Source organism: Thalassospira lohafexi, assembly GCF_002844275.1.
GTDB lineage: Bacteria > Pseudomonadota > Alphaproteobacteria > Rhodospirillales > Thalassospiraceae > Thalassospira > Thalassospira lohafexi.
This window is the reverse complement of record NZ_NXGX01000002.1, coordinates 155660-175463: the sequence shown is the minus strand read 5'-3', so window position 1 is coordinate 175463 and position 19804 is coordinate 155660. Positions and strand designations below refer to the sequence as shown.

The following is a 19804-nucleotide window of genomic DNA, read 5'->3' as shown; positions in this document are numbered from 1 at the left end:
CATCAATTTTCCGTATGCTGGAAAGCATATTCCCAATGAATATATTTCCCGCTCATCGGATCAATGGTAGCGTCGATAAACATAAAATATTCGATCAAAAACAAGAATATGCCCACCAGGGAGGGTCCCACAATGACCAACCATTTACGCACATTGATATGCGTCCCCGATGCTTTGAGGGCCGGAGGACCGCATGGATCATTTTGATTACATCGTGATTGGTGCCGGCTCGGCCGGCTGCACGATGGCCAATCGGCTTTCCGAAATCGAAAATGCGAAAGTTTTACTACTTGAAGCCGGTGGAAAGGATCGCAACCCGTGGATCCATATCCCGGTTGGATACCTTTATTGCATCGGCAATCCCAATGTTGACTGGTGCTTTAAGACCGTGCGCGAGCCGGGGCTGAATGGCCGGTCATTGGGCTATCCACGCGGCAAGGTTCTGGGCGGATGTTCGTCAATCAATGGCATGATTTACATGCGTGGTCAGGCCAATGATTATGATCAATGGCAACAGGCGGGCTGTTCTGGCTGGGGCTGGGACGATGTCTTGCCATTCTTTAAAAAGTCCGAAGACCATTATAAGGGTTCGGACGAGATGCATGGCGCGGGCGGTGAATGGCGTGTCGAGCAGGCGCGTGTGCGCTGGGACATCCTTGATGCCTTTCAAAATGCCGCAGCCGAGGCAGGCATTCCGAAAGTATCGGACTTTAACCGCGGTACCAATGAAGGGTCCGGGTATTTTGATGTGAACCAAAAGCGCGGCATTCGCTGGAACACGTCAAAGGCGTTTCTGCGCCCTGCCCTTAATCGCAAGAACCTTGAAGTCCGCACCAATGCCCATGTGCGTCGTCTGACCATCGCCGATGGCCGCGTGACGGGCGTTGAATATGAACGAGATGGTCAGATCGAAACCGTGACCGCATCGCGCGAAACCGTTTTATGTGCGGGATCAGTTGGGTCGCCCCAGATCCTTGAGCTGTCGGGGATCGGTCGTGGAGACGTTTTGCAACAGTATGGCATCGAACAAACCCTTGATCGCCCGCAAGTCGGTGAGAACCTGCAAGACCATTTGCAATTGCGCTGTGCCTATAAGGTCAGCGGTATTCGCACCCTGAATGAAAAAGCCAGCAGCCTGATTGGCAAGGCCAGTATCGCGCTTGAATATCTGTTCAAACAGTCTGGTCCGATGTCCATGGCACCAAGCCAGCTTGGCGTGTTTACGCGCTCAGACAGCTCGTTTGACACACCAAACTTGCAATACCATGTGCAGCCGCTGTCCTTGGAAAAGTTTGGTGATCCGGTACATCCGTTCCCCGCCTTTACCGCCAGCGTGTGTAATCTGCGCCCGCAAAGCCGCGGCAGCATTCATATCAGCAGTCCCGATTACCGTGAACAGCCTGCCATTGCGCCAAACTACCTTTCAGCGGATGCGGATAAAACGGTCGCGGCTGATTCAATTCGTCTAACGCGTAAGATTACGCAACAGCCTGCATTGGCCCCCTATCGCCCCGAAGAATTCAAACCCGGTCCGTCTTATGAAACTGAGGATGACCTTATTCGTGCGGCGGGTGATATCGGCACGACCATTTTCCATCCTGTCGGCACATGCCGAATGGGGGCGGATCCGGCATCAGTTGTTGACCCGGAACTGCGTCTTCGCGGGCTGACAGGTTTGCGGATTGCTGATGCGTCTGTCATGCCAACGATCACCTCGGGCAACACAAATTCGCCGACCATCATGATCGCAGAAAAAGCTGCGGCCATGATCAAGGCTGCAGCCAACGCTTAATACGCAAAAAGCCGGGGATGATCCCCGGCTTTTGATGGTTCATATTTGCAAGAACGTCTTAGGACTTTTTGCTGGCAACGATCCGTTCGCGAACGGCAGGTGCGTTACCGGTTTGAGCCACCTCACCCTCGCCGATTTCAATTGCATCGCGCAGCAGGGCCGTTGCTTCATCAAGCTGGGCCTGATCGCGGGTATGGGCCATGCACAATGGCGTTTCAGCCGACACCGGCTGGCCGACCTTGATAAAGTCGCTAAAGCCAACGGCAAAGTCGATCTTTTGATCGGCTCGGGTCCGACCGCCTTTAAGGGCCACCAGAGCCAAGCCCACTTTGCGCGCATCCATCGACAGAACCCGTCCGGTTTTGGCCGCCTTGACCACCTGCACCATCGGGGCGGCTTCAAGGTACTTGTCGTGTTTCTCAACGAAATCTGACGGTCCGCCAAGGCTTGAAACCATTTTGGAAAACACTTCGGCGGCCTTGCCGCTTTCAAGTGCCTCACCGGCCATCTGGAACCCATCGGCGACATCGGTTGCAACGCCACTGACCGCCAGCATCTCAGCAGCAAGCGCCATGGTGACGTCATAGACCCGCTGTTCTTGATGCTTTCCGGTCAGGAAATCAATCGCTTCGCGCATTTCAAGCGCATTGCCAACCGTATCGCCCAGAACCTGCTCCATATCGGTCAGAAGGGCCACTGTCGGCACACCATTGCGGGTGGCGACTTCGGTGATGCTTTGTGCCAATTCACGCGCGCGTTCATATTCATTCATGAAGGCACCCGACCCGAATTTGACATCCATCACCAAGGCATCAAGTCCAGCCGCCAGTTTCTTTGACAAAATGGACGCGGTGATCAGCGGGATGCTTTCGACCGTCGCGGTGACATCACGAATGCCATAAAACCGTTTATCGGCTGGTGCCAGATCGGCCGTCTGACCAATAATCGCACAGCCAACCTCACGGGTGACTTTGGCAAATTCTTCGAGTGTCGGTGCGGTTCGATAGCCCGGAATAGAGTCAAATTTGTCGAGCGTGCCGCCCGTATGGCCAAGACCACGCCCGGAAATCATCGGCACAAAGGCACCGCATGCGCCGACAATTGGCCCGAGCATCAGGCTGACCTTGTCGCCAACCCCGCCGGTCGAATGCTTATCGACAACCGGCCCGTCAAGGCCAAGTGCCTTCCAATCGAGAACCGTGCCACTATCGCGCATGTTGCGCGTCAGGGCCGCCCGTTCATCCATGGTCATGCCGTTAAAGAAGACTGCCATCGCGAAGGCAGCAACCTGCCCTTCGCTGATGGTTTCATCGGCAATGCCTTTGACGAAAAAGGCAATTTCGGCGTCGCTAAGAACGTCGCCTTCGCGTTTACGGCGAATGATTTCTTGGGGCAGCATAAGCTGTCTCCTGCGGGCTTATCGTTAATTTAACTTGGTCCAGACCCGAAAATTCGAGTTCATGCAGAACGTGAAAAGTACTGCAACAAGATACGGATAAGATTGGCGGAACCTTCTTTGGACATCTCAAGAGTTTGCGCGTGGCTAAGCGGCGTCGCACTCATGCCCGCGGCAAGGTTGGTGATGTTTGAAACGGCTGCGACTTTAAAACCAAGCCGTCTGGCAAGGATGTTTTCAGGCACAGTTGACATACCAACCGCATCCGCGCCCAGCACCTTAAGCATCTTGATTTCAGCCGGCGTTTCAAAGCTTGGCCCGGTGCACCAGCAATAGGTGCCTTCAAACAGTTTAATGCCCAGCTGTGCCGCCGTTTGATGCAAGCCTGCCCCGATTTCCGGATCATAGGGCACATCCATCCCGACAAAGCGGTCATCGCCGTGATAGCCAATCAAGGGATTGGGTCCAAACATGCTGATATGGTCGGTGATCAGCATCAGGCTTCCCGGCACGGCATCGGGCACAAGCGACCCAGCCGCATTGGTCAGGATCAAGCGATCCGCGCCAAGTTCACGCAGAGTTTCAAGTGGTTCGGCCATCAGATCCGAACGGCCATGTTCGTAAAAATGCGCGCGCCCCTGCATGACCGCAACCGACACACCGCCGATCCGCCCAAGGACAAGCTGCCCGCCATGTCCGTGCACTGTCGGCAACGGAAAGCCCGGCACATCTTCATAGGCAATCTTGATCGGGTCACTGACCGCATCAACCACCCCGCCCAGCCCACTGCCAAGCACCATGGCGACATCGGCCTTAAAATCCGGGGCCTTTGATGCGATGACCTCAAGTGCGGCTTTGACATTGCTCATTTCAAGTTCTCCGGCCCAAAGGAATGCGGTATCAAGGCTTCGCGGGTCAGGGTCAGAAGCGTTTCGCCCTGATCATTGATGATGAAAATGGTTGCGTCTGGTCCGGTAAATTCACGGATTTTCTGACGACAGCCGCCGCATGGTGTGCAGGCAACGTCACCCAGACCAACCACGACAATCTCATCAAACTTGGTTTCACCCGACAAAACCATGGCCGAAATCGCCCCGGCCTCGGCACAGACACCTTCGGGATAGGCCGCATTTTCAACGTTACATCCAGCGATGATTTGACCATTGCCCGTGCGCAATGCCGCCCCGACATGGAATTTTGAATAAGGCGCATATGCCTTGTCGCGAGCAGCAAGGGCCGCGTCAATCAAATCGCGCGGTGCCTGTTGTGTCGTACCCATCGTTTTCGTCCTGTTTTCTATATCCGTGCAGCCTAATTCGGGCACGTGTTATCTATCATGTAGTCATGGATCGTTATTTTACCGCTGATAATGTCGGCCTTTGCCTTCTTGGCGGCCACTTCCATATCGTCGGTCATCAGATCACGGTTGTTTTCATCCAGCGCCCAGTCAATGCCACCCTCGGCCAAGCCAAGGCTTTTGATACCCGGTTGCCAGTTCCCGTCGCGGGCCGCCTTGAAGGCCTCATACACCGCAACATCAACATGTTTGACCATGGATGTCAGAACCTGCCCCGGGTGTAATCCATTCTGGTTGGCATCTGAACCGATGCCAAGAATCTTTGCGTCAGAAGCCGCCTGCAAAACGCCAATCCCCGTTCCACCAGCCAGTTGCAGGACAACATCCGCCCCCTTACCGATCTGGGTTTTGGTCAGTTCACCGCCACGGATTGGATCGTTCCATGCCGCACCAGTTGTGCCAACGAAATTCACCAGAACATTTGCATCGGGTTTTGCGTAGTGCGCGCCCAGCTGATAGCCGCATGTCATCCGGCGAATAAGCGGAATGTCCATCCCGCCGACGGCACCGATTGTATTGCTGTTTGACGCCATGGCAGCCAGCATGCCGACAATGAAGCTGCCTTCGTGTTCGCGAAAGACAACCGATTGCACATTGGGTTGATCGACAACCATATCGACAATTGCAAACCGGGTTTCGGGGAATTCCGGTGCGACTTCGGCCAAGGCCGACGCCTGCTGAAAACCAATCACAACGACCGGATCATGCCCATCACGGGCAAAGGTCCTGATGGCTTGCTGGCTTTGTGTGTCATTGCGCAGTTCAAATTCGCGGTAGTCAATGCCGGTATCGGTTTTGAATTTCTCTGCCCCGGTAAATGCAGATTGATTAAACGCACCATCGAACTTGCCACCCGTCGAATAGACAACAGCCGGTTTGATGGTTTCGTCTGCAAATGAGGGGCTGCTCGTCGCGATGATCCCAGGCAGAAACGCTGAAAGAACTGCGATGGCACCAAGGAGCGGTTTTCTTTGCATGAATGTCTCCAACGCAACAAATCGGGGGTTCGCGGTCCGGCGCATGGTCCCTTTAGACCATCAACCGAACCGCATCCCGATTAACGTTCCTTCACATAGGCACGGCCAAGTGCCTTGGGTGGTGTGGCGCGACCAATGAACCCGGCCAGCAGGATAACCGTCAGCACATAGGGCAATGCCTGCACCAACTGGACCGGGACCTCGCCAATACCGGGCAGAATAACGCCCTGCAAACGGGTCGCCGCCGCATCCAAAAACCCAAACAGCAAACACGCAAACAACGCCGGGAACGGACGCCATTTGCCAAAGACCATGGCTGCCAGCGCGATATAACCCTTACCCGCCGTCATGTCTTGGAGGAACGACGCACCTTGGGCTGTTGAAAGATACGCACCCGACATGCCGACAAGCACGCCAGAACACACCACCGCACGATAGCGCATCAGAACAACGCTGATGCCCGCAGTATCGACCGCACCGGGGTTTTCACCAACAGCACGCAACCGCAACCCAAACCGGGTGCGATACATCACCCACCATGCCGCTGGAACGGCAAAGAACGCGATATACACAAGGATGTTATGGCCACTGAGAAGTTCGAAGTAAATCGGTCCCAGTATAGGCACATCCCGAACGGCCTCAGCCCCCGGAAGGGTGATCGGCTGAAAACGCGATGCCTTATCAAGAGCCGGGGTTTTCCCGCCTTGGGCAAAGAGTGCGATGCCGACAAGGGCGGTAAAGCCCGACATCAGGATGTTAATCGCCATGCCCGAGACAACCTGATTGCCCTTGTGTGTGATGCAGGCAAAGCCATGCAGCAAGGAAAGCGCAATGGTTGCGGCAATCGCGGCCAGAAGCCCAACCCATGGGCTACCGGCGTAATAGGCCACCGCAGCAGCCGCAAAGGCCCCGCCCAGCATCATGCCTTCAAGGGCCAGGTTGATCGTCCCTGACCGTTCGGAAAACATGCCTGCAAGGGCGGCAAGGATCAGAGGTGTCGATGTGCGAAGTGTTGCATCAAGAAGCAGAATGACCAGTTCGAAATTTTCCATCACGCAGCCTCCATCCGGTCACGGCGCAAACGCCAAGCGGTATAAATCTTGGTCACGCGCGGTCGGAACATGTGTTCCATCGCCCCGGTAAACAGGATCACCAGACCTTGAATAACCACGACCATGTCATTGGAGATGGTTGGAATTTCAAATGAAAGCTCCGCCCCGCCCTGATAGAGCATGCCAAACAGCAATGCGGCCAGGAAAATGCCAAACGGATGGTTGCGCCCCATAAGGGCAACCGCGATCCCGACAAAGCCATAGCCAGCGGTAAAATCAATCAGCAACCGGTGCTGCACACCCATGACTTCGTTCAGCGCCATAAAGGATGCCAAGGCCCCGGAAATCATCATGGCGATGATGATGTAGCGCCCCGGATCAATCCCGCCATAGGTTGCCGCCACCGCATTGGCACCAACGGTACGGATCGCATAGCCCCAGCGCGTATGCCAGATAAACATCCAGACAAGGATGCTGGCCGCAATCGCATAGACAAATGACAGGTTCAGCGGGCTTGACGCCATGTCGATGCCAAAGGCTGCTGCCATGTCATGGATGAACGGCAACCGAAGATGTTCGGCAATCTGTTCGCTTTCCGGGGTCATTGAGCCTTGCGGGCGCAAGACATTGACCAGTAAATACACCATCAGGGATGACGCAATGAAATTGAACATGATGGTCGTGATCACGATGTGCGATCCACGGCGCGCCTGCAAATAAGCCGGAATATAGGCCCATGCCGCCCCAAAGATTGCCGCAGCCATCATGCCCACCACAAGCATCAGCGGAAATGGCAGAAAATCAAGATAAAGGGCCGCCAAGGTTACACCAAGACCGCCAACGTAAGCCTGCCCTTCGGCACCAATGTTAAATAGACCGCAATGGAATGCGACGGCAAAAGACAGCCCGGTAAAGACGAAATTGGTGGTGTAATAAAGGGTATAGCCCCATGCCTCGTCATAGCCAAACGCGCCATACAGCAAAATTTCGACAACCTCGACCGGGTTTTCACCGATTGCGAGCACCAACAGAGCGGAAACCACCAGTGCCAGTAAAAGATTCAAAAGCGGCAAGACACCGACATCAATCCAGCGCGGCAGTTGGACAACATTACTCATGCCTGCCCCTCCACTGCCTTGGCTTCGTTCGGATCAACCCCGGCCATCATGAGGCCAAGAACGCGTTCATTTGCCTCAGCAGCAGAGACTTCGCCGATGATGACACCATCGCACATCACCAAAATTCGGTCGGCAAGCGACATAATTTCGTCAAGCTCCACGGACACCAGAAGGACAGCCTTGCCAGCATCCCGCATGGCGACAATACGTTTGTGAATGAATTCGATGGCACCGATATCAACACCACGGGTCGGCTGACCAACCAACAACAGTTCAGGGTCCCGCATGATTTCACGCGCCAGAACGAGTTTTTGCTGATTGCCGCCGGAAAAATTGGCGGCTTTTAAATCGGGATCATCCGGGCGTACGTCAAATTCCAACATCATGTTCGCCGTGGCCTTGGAAATCGCGTGCCAGTCCAAAAGGATGCTGTTGTTATAGGCCGGGTCATCCTCGTAGCCCAGAATGGCGGCTTCCTTTGCCGTAAAGCCAGTAACCATCGCCATGCGATGCCGGTCTTCTGGCACATGAGCAACGCCGCGTTTGCGCAGTTCGGCCGCATCAACGCCCTTGCCCGGTGTGACATCCTGATCATTGAGTAAAACGCTGCCTTCACTGGCAGAACGAATACCGCCAAGAGCCTCAAGAAGTTCGCTTTGCCCGTTGCCAGACACCCCGGCGATGCCGACAATTTCACCGGCACGCACGGTAAAACTCGCATTTTTGACCTTGCGAACACCTTGGGCGTTATCAACACAAAGATCGTTCACCTGAAGAACTGTCGCCCCCGGATTGGCTTCGCCTTTTTCAAGGCGGAGCAATACACGGCGGCCAACCATGAGTTCGGACAATTCTTCGGGACTGGTTTGGGCGGTTTTGCGATCCGCCACCATTGCGCCCTGGCGCATGACGGAAACATTATCCGTCGCAGCCATGATTTCGCGCAATTTATGGGTGATCAGCACGACCGTTTTGCCCTGTTCCTTCAGGGTTGCCAGAATGCGGAACAAATGATCCGCTTCCTGTGGTGTCAAAACACCGGTCGGCTCGTCCAAAATCAGGATTTCCGCACCACGATACAGTGCTTTGAGAATTTCTACACGTTGTTGCAGGCCAACCGACAGGTCGCCGACAATTGCATCCGGGTCAATGTCGAGCGAATATTCGCGTTCAAGCCGTTCAAGCTCCACGCGGGCCTTATCGACCCCGTCGCGCAAAACAGCCCCGCCTTCGACACCCAGAATAACGTTTTCCAGAACAGAAAAGGTTTCGACCAGCATGAAATGCTGATGGACCATGCCAATACCGGCGGCAATGGCGTCTTCCGACCCTTTGATATCGCACAGCTTGCCATCGACATGAATGGTGCCACCGTCAGCCTGATAAAATCCGTACAGGATGCTCATCAGCGTCGATTTACCTGCGCCATTCTCTCCCACGATGCCGTGGATTGTTCCCTTATCGACCTTAAGGTCAATTTCCTTATTGGCATGTACCGCTCCGAACCGCTTGTCTATTCCACGCAGTTCAATAGCGGGTTGCACGGCACCGGTTTCCCCGGTGCCGTGCATTTGATGCATCGTATCCGACACTACAAATCCCCGGTTTGCTTCACCACTGCCTTACATTGGGCAGGCGCTATCACTCATGTAGTCATGCACTTCAAGCGAACCCGAAATGATTTCTTCTTTGGCCTTTGCGACAGCCGCCTTCATGTCGTCGGTGATGAGCTTCTCGTTGTTTTCATCAAGAGCCCAGTCAACACCGCCTTCTGCCAAACCGAGAACAGTCAAGCCCGGCTCCCAGCTGTCGTTTGCCACTGAACTGAATGCTTCGTAGACGGCAACATCAACACGCTTAAGCATCGAAGTCAGAACCGATCCCGGGTGCATTCCATTCTGGTTGGAGTCAACACCAATACCCAGCTTGCCCGCATCTGCCGCTGCCTGGAGAACGCCAACACCCGTTCCGCCAGCAGCGTGGTAAACAACGTCTGCACCACGATCAAACTGTGACTTTGCCAATTCACCGCCTTTGACTGGATCATTCCATGCCGAGGGGGTCGTGCCAGTCATGTTCTGGAAAATTTCAGCATCGCTATTTGCGTACTTAACACCCTGCGCATAACCACAGGAGAATTTGCTGATCAACGGAATATCCATACCGCCGATAAAGCCAACTTTCCCGGTTTCAGATGCCATCGCAGCAAGAAGGCCCACGAGGAAAGACCCTTCATGTTCCTTAAACACCACCGACTGAACGTTCGGAAGGTCAACAACCATATCAACAATGGTGAACTTGGTGTCGGGGAACTCTTTGGCGACTTTTTCAAGTGCGGACGCCTGATTGAAGCCAATTGCCACGATCGGGCTCATACCACGGCGAGCAAAATTGCGCATCGCCTGCTCGCGCTGGGAATCGTTCTGGATCTCGAAGTCGCGATACTCGGTACCGGTATCTTCTTTGTATTTCTCGGCACCCGTGTAGGCTGACTGGTTGAACGAACGATCAAAACGTCCACCCATGTCATAGATAACTGCCGGTTCGATTTCTGCAGCCGCTGCAACACCTGCATAGCAGGCGACAGCCGCGACCACGGAGGTCAGAAGCTTTTTCATTCCGATGCCCTTCTTTGCTTGAATTCTATTTATTCTTCCGCCGGTGCCCTTAACCGGTGGAACTCCCTCATCGAAAAACCTGATCCGCAGTGCGACCAAAATTTGGCCCCTCTACCGGATTGAACCGGAATGTCTGCACTGCGAGATGCTTATGGTAACTACAAAAGATAGTACCCTGTAAATAGAAGACCGCGCAAACTGCGGCATAACCTGTCCATTTGGTCAAAAAAGGCATGCAGCAATTCCGCCGTTGCACGTCCCCTTCCTGCGGGGTTTCCCTTAGGTTAGGGCGCATTCCTCATTCAGGTTCGACGATATTTCGCACGATAGATTTTCTTGGCAAACTTAATAATCAACCAAACCCGTTTTATGACGTTCGCCATCGCAACACGGTCATTCTGTGCTGCCGATTCTTTACCGGCTACATAAAACCATACGCATCCAACGCGCAGGCCACGGTTGAAAAATTATATTTTTCATCGCACCGTCATCAACCGGGCGTACCACCGGCGATTAATTGGTGTTAGCATTCCGCACGTTTAAGGCTTTGTCATATCATGCCAGCTTGCTGCGAGGGATCGGCAAAACTGGCCCATTGCTGGAGATCAATAATGAAACATAAGATTGCAGGGCTTCTATCGGCATGCACCATGTTGACCCTTGGTGCCGGAAGCGCATTGGCAGATTATGATTTGCGTATTCTTCATACCAATGACGTTCATGATCGCGTTGAATCTGTCACCAAGTATAACAATACCTGCTCGGTCGAAGACGATGCCGACGGAAAATGTTTTGGCGGATACGCGCGTCTTGCGACCGCCATCCGTGATGCCAAGGCCCAAGGCGGCAATGTGCTGGCTCTTGACGGTGGCGATCAGTTTCAGGGGTCCCTTTATTATTCGACCTATCGGGGCCAACTGACCGCCCAGTTGATGACCATGGCTGGCTATGACGCCATGACAATTGGCAACCACGAATTTGACGATGGCCCCGAAGTGCTTGAGGCTTTTATCAAAGCCAGCACTGTTCCGGTCCTGTCAGCCAATGTGCATCCGACTGCGGCGTCCAGCCTTGATGGTGAAATCAAGCCAGACATCATTATCGAACTTGGCGGTGAAAAAATTGGCCTGATCGGCATCACGACGGAAGAAACCCCGGATATCTCAAGCCCGGGCGATCAGGTTGAAATCACAGATTCCGAGATGGCATTGCGCTATTCCGTGGCGCGTTTGCGCCTTAAGGGGGTCAATAAAATCATCGTCATGAGCCATTCGGGTTCCTACAAGGATTTCGAACTGGCAAAAACCGTGAGTGGCATTGATGTCATTGTCGGTGGCCATGACAACCAGCTGTTTTCCAATACCAATGAAAAGGCCAACTACCCCTACCCGGTTGTTGAAACCGCACCGGACGGTAAACCTGTTCTTGTGGTTCAGGCATACGCCTATAGCCGCTATCTTGGTGAGTTGAATGTCACCTTTGATGATGATGGTGTCGCAACCGCGTGGTCAGGTGAACCGATTGCCCTTGATGCCAGCATAAAACCGGCCCAGGACGTTCTCGACGTTATTGCCTTGTCCAGCGGCAAGGTTGATGCAGTTCGCAATGTCGATGTCGGCAGCTTTACTGCCCCCGCAGACGGATCGCGCGAAACATGCCGCCATATGGAATGTTCCATGGGCTCATTGGTGGCCGATGCGATGTTGTGGAAAGCAGGCGACGGTTATCAGATTGCCATTCAGAACGGTGGTGGAGTGCGTGCCAGCATTGACGAAGGAACGGTTACCATGGGCGAAGTCCTGACGGTTTTGCCGTTCCAGAACGCGCTGGCAACGTTTAACCTGTCGGGCAAGGATGTTGTCGCATCGCTTGAACATGGTGTTTCGAAAGTCGACGAGGACAAAGGCCAGTTCCCGCAAGTCGCCGGTCTTAAATTTGATCTTGATCTGTCCAAGCCGGTTGGGTCGCGCGTTTCAAACGTCATGGTCGCCGAGGGTGACAGTTATGCCCCGATTGATATGAACAAGACCTATGGTGTTGTGTCCAACGACTTCATGCGCAATGGCGGCGATGGCTATGCCCTGTTCCGGGATAATGCGACCAATGTCTATGACTTTGGTCCCAACCTTGAGCAGGCGGTTGCCGACTATATCGGTATGAAGTCGCCAGTGACCCCAATGGCGGGTGACCGGATCATGCTGAAATAAGTGCCGCACATATGGCATAAGATATCAAAGGGCGGCCACGTGGGTCGCCCTTTGTTGTTTTTCTTGCCTTTGATCGGTGTCGCGGCTTAGAAAGTCGCTTGTTTGAAATTGCCTGTCACTCCCTGACCCTCACCACAAAGAGCAACAACCTGTGATCACGCCCTCGGCCAATATTCTTTGTTTTGGTGCCGCTCATTTTGACCGCACCTTGCAATGTACGGAACAGTTTGTCCCGGCGGCCTCAAATCCCGTCAGAACCCTGCACCGCAAACCCGGCGGTGTTGCGCGCAATATTGCGGTTCATCTGCGGTTACTTGGCAACAATGTCGCAATGCTGAGCGCGGTTGGAGATGACGGTGACGGCGAACAGGTGATTGCCGCCCTGTCTGAACTGGGGATCGATACCCGCCGGATGCACAAGCTCGACGGTAAGCATACAGCAGGTTATACCGCAGTGCTTGATGACACCGGCGAACTGGCGTTGGGCATGATGGACGCCGAAGTCTATGACCTGCTGAGCATCGACCTTTTGAAGGATCAACTGGCCAACCTTCAGGCGTGGCCATGGTGGCTGATTGATGCCAATCTGCCCGCCCCCACCATTGACTGGCTGACGGAAAACAAGGGCAGCTCAAAATTCTGTGCTGCAACCGTTTCTCCAAGCAAGGGGGCGCGCTTTGCCCCGGTTCTTGACAAGCTTGACCTTTTGATCGCCAACCGGGCTGAGGCAAAAGTCCTGACCGGCATTGAAATCAATGAGATTGATCAGGCAAAGACCGCCATTGACGTTCTGCGCGGCAAAGGTGTTTGTGACGTGGTGATTACGCTGGGGGCAAAGGGTGTTGTGTCATCATCTGGCGACAGCACAGCATTCTGGCACCCATTGCCAACAAAGGTCTGCGACGTCAACGGGGCCGGTGATGCCTTTTATTCCGGGTTCCTGTCACGGTTTACCAAACCGGGCGCGATGATGGATGATGCGGTTGCCGAAGGTTTGGCCATGGCCAGCCTGACGGCTGAAACCGAAGGCACCACCGTTTGGAACCTGACACAGAGTGCGGTTGACACACGCGCTGAGCACGCCTTTAAAAAACTGATTTAACCGTCACGGATCGAGTTGGTGTGTCTTATCTTGAACGGTTACACGCGCGATAAGATTGCAAGCCCTGCCGTGTCGCGATAGCTTATCTGAAATTCAAACCTACTGGAGCACTGCCGATGCACCCCTTTTTCATCTTCGTGAAATGCGAATTGGGCAAAGCCTATGACGTCGCCGCCAATCTTGTCGAAGAAGTCGAAGGTGTCTCGGAGGTCTATTCCATTTCCGGCCCGTTCGAACTTCTGGTCAAAGTTTATGTCGAAGACGAACAGGATATCGGGCGCTATGTGAACGAACAAATCCACAAGCTGCCCAATATCAAGGACACCCAAACCATCATCACGTTTAACGCGTTCACCTGATCACTCAGGCAAGGGCGTAAAATGACAAACGCGGCGAAAATCTTCGCCGCGTTTTTTGTTTGTGTGTCGTCAGACATTTCGTCTAGTTGCGCACGACGTCCGAAATCACATCAAGAATGAGCTCGGTGCCCTTCTGGATCAGGACAACGTCATTGCCGACAATCTGGCGGATAGCACCGTCTGTGCGATTTGGCAGGCGTGCGCGCAGATCAGCCGGAAGGTCGCGCTTGGCAATTCCTGGTGGCAACGAACCACCCCGTTCAAGCTTCATGGCAATTCCCGGCGGCAGACCTTTGTTGCCCTTGCCTTTGTTTCCGTGGCCTTTACCGCCTTTGTCGTTGCCGTGCCCCTGATCGGCATCAACGGTCCCAGTTGCGACATCGAGAACATCACGGATGATGCGGCGTTCTTCATCGGAAAAAATACCGCCGCTTTGTGCGATTTCGACATATCCATGATCATGCGCGCTGTTTGACGCATGCGCCATCACCGATGGTGTTGAGAACATCGCACAGGCAACGGCAACCGCTTTGGTTATGCATCCTGCGTAAACTGTCGTTTTACTGAGCATTTTTTCCTCAATCATTGTGGTATCGCAGTCATGATCAGATGAGGGCTTTTCGCAAAAATGCGAGCCCCCGATACCTAGACAACGCTTGAGAAGGAAGTTTTCTGCCATTTAGGCAAAGAAAAAGGCACCCTTTTGGGGTGCCTTTAACATTGGCGGGCAAGGAGGGATTCGAACCCTCGATAGGGCTTTTGACCCTATACTCCCTTAGCAGGGGAGCGCCTTCAGCCACTCGGCCACTTGCCCTCTATGTCCTTGGTGTTCCCTGCGGAACGACGCCTTTCTTAAACACCGGCACGGCGTGTGTCAATGCCCGAAACCAGCGTTTACGACGTTTTCTTTTTAACAGGCCCATCAAATAAAACCAGCAGCTTTTTGAGACCCCGTCTCATGGCATTTTCCGGTTGAAAGCCAAAAGAGTCTTCAAACCATCACACAGCTGTCATCTGTTGGCAAAAAACACCTGTCATAAAGCGACAGTCGATTGGTTTTTCACCGTCAGAAGACGCTACAAGCTGGTTGGAGTAACATGCGTACCATCTATCAGAGCACCGATGATTTCGGCCACACTCTTCGTGCCCTCAAAATGACCCCGGAAGGTTATACCGATCCGGTGTATATGGGGCTGGTCATTCAGGATCGCGAGGTTCTTTTCCGCACCCGTGAAAACAGCTCGCGAGAGTTCGTGTTGCAGAAGATCAAGGAATTTGTCGCGGGCAATGCACCGTCAATGAACGCACAACCGGCCTGATGGCCGGTTTTTTATTGTCCGGATTTTGGGATCCAAGAACCTGATAGCTAAGCATAATCTTGTGATCCGGACATCAAATCGCGCCGAGGCGAGCCTCCCCGTTCGCCTCGCAACTCCAACCGCCGGTCGCGATGACCGGCGGTTTCTTTTATCGTGCTTAGACGTTGGCCGGAATCTGGTCCTGCCGTGCGCGCCACATCATGATCAGCGCCACACACAGGAACGGCAGCACACCATAATTGATCAAATCCCAACCGGCCCCGGCAATCAGGGCCCCTGATATAACGGATGCGACGGTTGCGGTAATACCGTTGCCCAACTCCATCAGGCTTTGCGCATGGCCACGTTCGGCCTCCGTGTGCCCTTTGCCCAACAAGGTCGTACCCGCCAGAAGCATCATGTTCCAGCCAATCCCAAGCAAAAACGAACTGACCAAAAAGGCCGTAACCGTCACCCCGGACAAGGCCGCCATCACACTGACCACCAGCACCCCACTGCCCAGAACCGCGACACGACGTGCACCGAACCGATCAATCATCGGCCCCGCAATAAATGCGGGCAGAAACATGCCGACCAAATGCCAGCGAATGACATTGGCCGATACATCGACATCAAAACCGCAATACTTCATGGCAAGCGGCGTTGCGGTCATCACCAGCACCATAATGCCGTGACCGCAGGCACTGACCGCGATTGCCCCGCGAATGGCCGAACGGCGCAAAAGGCCGCGCATGATGCCCCGACTGGTGTGCGGTTTGACCGGAATACCGCCATCAGGCAGCATTATCATCAAAAGCGCGCCCACAGCCGCCAGCGCCGCCAGTGCAACATACGCACCGGCAAATGGGACGGGCAGCATGTCACGACTGGACGCAGCAATTTCCGGTGCGATCAGGGCGGCCAAAACACCGCCACCGACAACCAGTGCTGCGGCACGGCCTTTATGGGCGGCATCAACTGTTTCAAGGGCGGCGTAGCGGTAATACATCGCAGATGCCTGATAGGTTCCAATCAAAAATGGGGCCGCCGCGACCAGCCAAAACGCGCCGATGTAAATCCCCACAGACAGCAACAACCCGCCAGCAACGCCACACAAAGCCCCCAGAAACAGGCCTGTGCGTCGGCCATAGTTCTGCATGATCATCGACAGCGGATGCACAGACGCCAGATTACCAAGCATCAAAATGCCCAACGGCAAAGTCGCCAAGACCGCCGTTGGCGCAAGCGACACGCCAACAATCGAGGTCAGCGTAATCCCGATCAGTGAACAGGACCAATACAGTGCCTGTGCGACAAACAGCAGACGCAATGATCCATTGGTCAGCAACAACATGTTTCCAACTCCCAACAAACATTCAATTTTACGGTAAATATTCGCCCGTCATGACAGGTGTTAAGGATCAGGTCCTAAACGGGTGAAAGTGACTTTCGGGCAAACCGTTCAACATATTCCTGCGGGCTGACGGCCAAATGACGTTGAAACGTACGCCGCAGGGTTTCAGGGTGGCGAAAGCCACATAAGGTCGCGACCTCTGCAATCGTCATGGCTTCGTCCTGTAGCAATGCTCTTGCGGCCTCAACCCGGATCCGTTCAATGTATCGCGCCGGGCTCATACCCATATCGCGCGCAAACACACGTGAAAATGTCCTGGGTGTCATTCCTGCCCTACCCGCCAGGACGTCAAGTGACAGGTCCTGTTCAAGATGGCCCGGCAACCATGCCAGCAAACCGGCAAGGCGCGCGGTCGCCCCCTTTTGCGGGATAAGATAGGAACTGAACTGTGCCTGTCCGCCGGGGCGCTTTAAAAACATCACCAACCGGCGGGCGACGGACAAGGCAAGGTTACGGCCAAAGTCGGCCTCGACGATTGCCAATGCCAAATCAATCCCGGCGGTCACACCAGCGGATGTGAAAACATGAGGATCCCCGTCAAACCCCGTTGGGTCATAACTGTGCAGACGGTCGCCCATCATTTTGATTTTTGGAAAATCGCGCGCCATTTCATCACACCGCGACCAATGGGTTGTCGCCATGCGCCCGTCAAGCACCCCGGCCTCGGCAAGGATCAAGGCACCGGAGCACACAGAGCCCAGACGTGCGATCTGTTTTTCCGCATCTCGTACCCACTGATGCAACGCCTTATCCTTGCGGCGCTCAGGCATGCCATTGCCGCCCGGGATCAGCAGGGTATCGACACCAGCCAGATCAAGGTCACGCAACGCCATATCGGCATAAAGCCGAATGCCACATGACGTTTTGACCGGGGCTGCGTCATCTGCCACGACCATATTCTCGTAAGTTCGCGCACGGCCCAGCGATAATAATTCGTCATTGGCAGTGGCAAACACCTGCAACGGCCCGACGATATCAAGGCTCATGACCTCGTCATAGGCATAGCAAACGATCAACCGGGTATCGGATGTTTGTGCTGACATAGCGTGATCTCCCTTACGCACCCCAACAATGCCGGAAATCAAAACTGGCAACAATGACAAACACCCCACCAATCTTGCCACGATGGCTTGGTGGGGTGTTGTGTATTCGTCAGCTTGTCAGAAAGAACGTCGCTAGAACCCGCTTCGCTGCAAAAGCGCATAGAAGTCACGAATGGTGCCTTCCTTGGCGGGCATGTCGGTAATGTCATCGACCAGCTTGTCGGTAAAGTTGGGTTGCTTAAGGTACCCGACCACGCGTTTTCGCGCCATGCTGGCCGACTTTCCTTCGATCAAGACGCCGCTAGAACAAAACTGCACCAGCATATAGGCGCGTTTGCGCAAGTGCAGTGACGGGTTGTCGATCCGTTCAATTACCTTTTCGCGCACAAGATATTCCGCCAGCCCGTCGTCAAGCTTGCCACCGATTTCCTTTTTCTTGTCATCGGGTATAACCGATGCTTCAAGGATATCGTTCATGTGTTTGACATTGGCCATCTTGTCACGCGGCTTTGCGTCGGCATCGCAGAACGCCCGCAGTGCGCGCATATCTTTGACCGCATCGGTCATCATGCCATACAGCTCGTCTTCGAAACCTTCGGCGATACCACTGTTGGCAACCGCAATCAGCCAAGTCAGCTTGCGCCAGTTGGGGATCAGGCGCCCGCAGATTTCCTCGACCCCTTCGATCATGGCGCGTGGACCACCAACGTTGCGCAAACGTGCACCACGTTCTGCCAGTGCCGCCGTCATTGGCGTTCCATAGATAACGCCATTTTCCGTCACCAACCGATCCAGAATATCGGTCAACGGGTCCGGATCGCTTTCGTGGCGCGTCAGGTTGTTGGGGCTTTTAAGCTCACGCACGATGTAATCAAACATCGCTTCCTGACTGGTCGCCAAAAGACCCGAACCAAACAGCGGGTTCATCAGTTCAAGAATATCATTCGCGGCACCGCGATTGCCCTTAGCCCGCCCCAGCGCCAGATCAATGTGAAGCGTGACCGCTTCGCCGAAGCTACGTGAACTGCCAAGCAGTTCCTTAAGTGCAACCGGGGATCCCAGAATATCTGCGATGACATCATCAAGCAGTTTACGGGCGGCTTCGTCTTTCTCGTCGCCTTTGACCTTAAGTGCCAGATCAAGCTTGCCGACCCAGTTGCGCGTCGAGGACATAACGCGTGTTAGCGCTACCATCGTAAGGAAATCAGTATCTTCGGCCAAATTCAGGCGGCGAATTTCATCGCGCACTTCTGAAATCGTTGCGTCTTCAAATTCAGGAAGATCAACCTTTTCAACCTCACGGGCGCGCGCTGCAAGCTGCTCAATCGCGCCGTGCAGATTGTTCATCGCCTCAATATGATCGCCATCGGTTGCCTTGGCATGCAGCCCGGCAACCTTGTCGACCGCAGTCGGCATCAAGGTATCATGGAACATCAACTTGCGCAGATTCTGGTAATTATACATTACCTCGCAAGGAGTCAGGATTTCCTGTTCAAAATACTTGCGCAGCAACCGGTTAATGGTCGCGCGGCTTTCTTTCTGGAGAAGGTCATTGTCGGTTTCGCACAGCGGCGCTTCGTCAATCGACGTGACACGCACATCTTTTTCTTCTTCGTCGCCAGCCCCTTCTTTTTCAAGAAGAACCTTTTCAATATGCTTACCGTCGCCGCGTTCCCAATCACGGACAACACGCACGGCCGAAACCTTGGTTTTCAGAAGCTTTTCAGCTTCTGTTACCGCTTCTTTTTCGACATCAAATGTCGAATGAATGATCCAGCGATCCCCCCGCTGAACCCGTACTTCAAATGTCGTATCCGACATAACGCGCTCTGGCTCCCTAACTTCCTGTTTGGGCGGCATCTACATGCCGTTTTTGCAGTCAGGCGCGTGTCCCATAGTTTTTATATTTATATCTTCTATATAAGCCCATTCGTATGATGAAAACAATAGGTTGATATTGATCTTTTCCAATCTTCAGCGATTTCGATGTGAAGTCGGACACCTTTCCAAGCCTGATCATTGGCCGTAGAAGCCCGCCCAGCCTAGATCAGCGCGACATGCCACGGCTGGG

General features: G+C 54.0%; 17 protein-coding genes and 1 tRNA gene. 5 read left to right on the top strand and 13 right to left on the bottom strand.

What is annotated here, in order from left to right; translation table 11 throughout:
- Positions 1-193 precede the first annotated feature (193 nt).
- On the top strand, positions 194-1792 hold the full coding sequence (locus tag COO92_RS04555) for a GMC family oxidoreductase (protein WP_101300287.1): 1599 nt from the start codon (positions 194-196) through the stop codon (positions 1790-1792).
- 58 nt (positions 1793-1850) lie between these two features.
- Here COO92_RS04555 and deoA read toward each other — a convergent pair whose 3' ends face one another.
- The 8 genes from deoA to COO92_RS04515 all read right to left on the bottom strand — a co-directional run bounded on the left by deoA (position 1851) and on the right by COO92_RS04515 (position 10310).
- Positions 1851-3191: a thymidine phosphorylase gene (deoA, locus tag COO92_RS04550; RefSeq protein WP_101300286.1), complete on the bottom strand. Its 1341-nt coding sequence runs from the start codon at positions 3189-3191 to the stop codon at positions 1851-1853.
- Positions 3192-3250: 59 nt separating this feature from the next.
- On the bottom strand, positions 3251-4057 hold the full coding sequence (locus tag COO92_RS04545; RefSeq protein ID WP_101300284.1) for a purine-nucleoside phosphorylase: 807 nt from the start codon (positions 4055-4057) through the stop codon (positions 3251-3253).
- Complete coding sequence (gene cdd / locus COO92_RS04540) at positions 4054-4467, bottom strand: cytidine deaminase (RefSeq protein WP_022730700.1); 414 nt, start codon at positions 4465-4467, stop codon at positions 4054-4056. The genes COO92_RS04545 and cdd overlap by 4 nt, the downstream gene beginning before the upstream one ends.
- A 32-nt stretch (positions 4468-4499) precedes the next feature.
- The gene (locus COO92_RS04535; RefSeq protein WP_101300282.1) at positions 4500-5522 is read right to left on the bottom strand and encodes a BMP family lipoprotein; all 1023 of its coding nucleotides are present in this window, start codon (positions 5520-5522) and stop codon (positions 4500-4502) included.
- A gap of 80 nt (positions 5523-5602) precedes the next feature.
- Positions 5603-6574: an ABC transporter permease gene (locus COO92_RS04530; protein WP_101300281.1), complete on the bottom strand. Its 972-nt coding sequence runs from the start codon at positions 6572-6574 to the stop codon at positions 5603-5605.
- Entirely contained in the window at positions 6574-7692 is a 1119-nt protein-coding gene (locus tag COO92_RS04525; RefSeq protein WP_101300280.1) for an ABC transporter permease, read from the bottom strand. Before COO92_RS04525 ends, COO92_RS04530 begins: the two co-directional genes overlap by 1 nt.
- Positions 7689-9272 carry an ABC transporter ATP-binding protein gene (locus tag COO92_RS04520; RefSeq protein WP_420823338.1) on the bottom strand — a complete coding sequence of 528 codons (1584 nt, stop codon included), beginning with the start codon at positions 9270-9272 and terminating at the stop codon, positions 7689-7691. The genes COO92_RS04525 and COO92_RS04520 overlap by 4 nt, the downstream gene beginning before the upstream one ends.
- Positions 9273-9314: 42 nt before the next feature.
- On the bottom strand, positions 9315-10310 hold the full coding sequence (locus tag COO92_RS04515) for a BMP family lipoprotein (RefSeq protein ID WP_101300278.1): 996 nt from the start codon (positions 10308-10310) through the stop codon (positions 9315-9317).
- Positions 10311-10921: 611 nt separating this feature from the next.
- Here COO92_RS04515 and COO92_RS04510 point away from each other — a divergent pair.
- The 3 genes from COO92_RS04510 (at position 10922) to COO92_RS04500 (ending at position 13978) form a co-directional block, all read left to right on the top strand.
- Entirely contained in the window at positions 10922-12517 is a 1596-nt protein-coding gene (locus COO92_RS04510; RefSeq protein ID WP_101300277.1) for a bifunctional metallophosphatase/5'-nucleotidase, read from the top strand.
- A 151-nt stretch (positions 12518-12668) separates the two neighbouring features.
- A complete protein-coding gene (locus tag COO92_RS04505) occupies positions 12669-13619 on the top strand; it encodes a carbohydrate kinase family protein (RefSeq protein ID WP_240626326.1) in 951 nt (316 codons plus the stop codon).
- Between the two features lie 116 nt (positions 13620-13735).
- Positions 13736-13978, top strand: coding sequence for an Lrp/AsnC ligand binding domain-containing protein (locus COO92_RS04500; RefSeq protein WP_022730692.1), 243 nt, complete (start codon positions 13736-13738; stop codon positions 13976-13978).
- Between the two features lie 82 nt (positions 13979-14060).
- On the opposite strand, the gene COO92_RS04495 is transcribed toward COO92_RS04500, so the two are convergent.
- Positions 14061-14564: a hypothetical protein gene (locus COO92_RS04495; protein WP_240626325.1), complete on the bottom strand. Its 504-nt coding sequence runs from the start codon at positions 14562-14564 to the stop codon at positions 14061-14063.
- A gap of 135 nt (positions 14565-14699) precedes the next feature.
- Positions 14700-14792, bottom strand: a tRNA-Ser gene (locus COO92_RS04490).
- Positions 14793-15075: 283 nt separating this feature from the next.
- Between COO92_RS04490 and COO92_RS04485 the strand changes: the two genes are divergently transcribed.
- Entirely contained in the window at positions 15076-15297 is a 222-nt protein-coding gene (locus COO92_RS04485) for a hypothetical protein (RefSeq protein WP_022730690.1), read from the top strand.
- Positions 15298-15454: 157 nt separating this feature from the next.
- Here COO92_RS04485 and COO92_RS04480 read toward each other — a convergent pair whose 3' ends face one another.
- From COO92_RS04480 to COO92_RS04470, 3 genes are all read right to left on the bottom strand, one after another.
- Positions 15455-16630, bottom strand: coding sequence for an MFS transporter (locus tag COO92_RS04480; RefSeq protein WP_101300275.1), 1176 nt, complete (start codon positions 16628-16630; stop codon positions 15455-15457).
- Between the two features lie 74 nt (positions 16631-16704).
- Entirely contained in the window at positions 16705-17733 is a 1029-nt protein-coding gene (locus COO92_RS04475) for a GlxA family transcriptional regulator (RefSeq protein WP_101300273.1), read from the bottom strand.
- 132 nt (positions 17734-17865) lie between these two features.
- Positions 17866-19554: a hypothetical protein gene (locus COO92_RS04470; RefSeq protein WP_101300271.1), complete on the bottom strand. Its 1689-nt coding sequence runs from the start codon at positions 19552-19554 to the stop codon at positions 17866-17868.
- Positions 19555-19804 lie beyond the last annotated feature (250 nt).

Coding starts and splice junctions, on each gene's coding strand:
- COO92_RS04515 (WP_101300278.1), bottom strand. CDS start 10,310: ATGAAAAAGCTTCTGACCTCCGTGGTCGCGGCTGTCGCCTGCTATGCA.
- COO92_RS04485 (WP_022730690.1), top strand. CDS start 15,076: ATGCGTACCATCTATCAGAGCACCGATGATTTCGGCCACACTCTTCGT.
- COO92_RS04480 (WP_101300275.1), bottom strand. CDS start 16,630: ATGTTGTTGCTGACCAATGGATCATTGCGTCTGCTGTTTGTCGCACAG.
- COO92_RS04500 (WP_022730692.1), top strand. CDS start 13,736: ATGCACCCCTTTTTCATCTTCGTGAAATGCGAATTGGGCAAAGCCTAT.
- COO92_RS04535 (WP_101300282.1), bottom strand. CDS start 5,522: ATGCAAAGAAAACCGCTCCTTGGTGCCATCGCAGTTCTTTCAGCGTTT.
- COO92_RS04525 (WP_101300280.1), bottom strand. CDS start 7,692: ATGAGTAATGTTGTCCAACTGCCGCGCTGGATTGATGTCGGTGTCTTG.
- COO92_RS04510 (WP_101300277.1), top strand. CDS start 10,922: ATGAAACATAAGATTGCAGGGCTTCTATCGGCATGCACCATGTTGACC.
- COO92_RS04555 (WP_101300287.1), top strand. CDS start 194: ATGGATCATTTTGATTACATCGTGATTGGTGCCGGCTCGGCCGGCTGC.
- COO92_RS04520 (WP_420823338.1), bottom strand. CDS start 9,272: ATGCATCAAATGCACGGCACCGGGGAAACCGGTGCCGTGCAACCCGCT.
- cdd (WP_022730700.1), bottom strand. CDS start 4,467: ATGGGTACGACACAACAGGCACCGCGCGATTTGATTGACGCGGCCCTT.
- deoA (WP_101300286.1), bottom strand. CDS start 3,191: ATGCTGCCCCAAGAAATCATTCGCCGTAAACGCGAAGGCGACGTTCTT.
- COO92_RS04470 (WP_101300271.1), bottom strand. CDS start 19,554: ATGTCGGATACGACATTTGAAGTACGGGTTCAGCGGGGGGATCGCTGG.
- COO92_RS04495 (WP_240626325.1), bottom strand. CDS start 14,564: ATGATTGAGGAAAAAATGCTCAGTAAAACGACAGTTTACGCAGGATGC.
- COO92_RS04530 (WP_101300281.1), bottom strand. CDS start 6,574: ATGGAAAATTTCGAACTGGTCATTCTGCTTCTTGATGCAACACTTCGC.
- COO92_RS04545 (WP_101300284.1), bottom strand. CDS start 4,057: ATGAGCAATGTCAAAGCCGCACTTGAGGTCATCGCATCAAAGGCCCCG.
- COO92_RS04475 (WP_101300273.1), bottom strand. CDS start 17,733: ATGTCAGCACAAACATCCGATACCCGGTTGATCGTTTGCTATGCCTAT.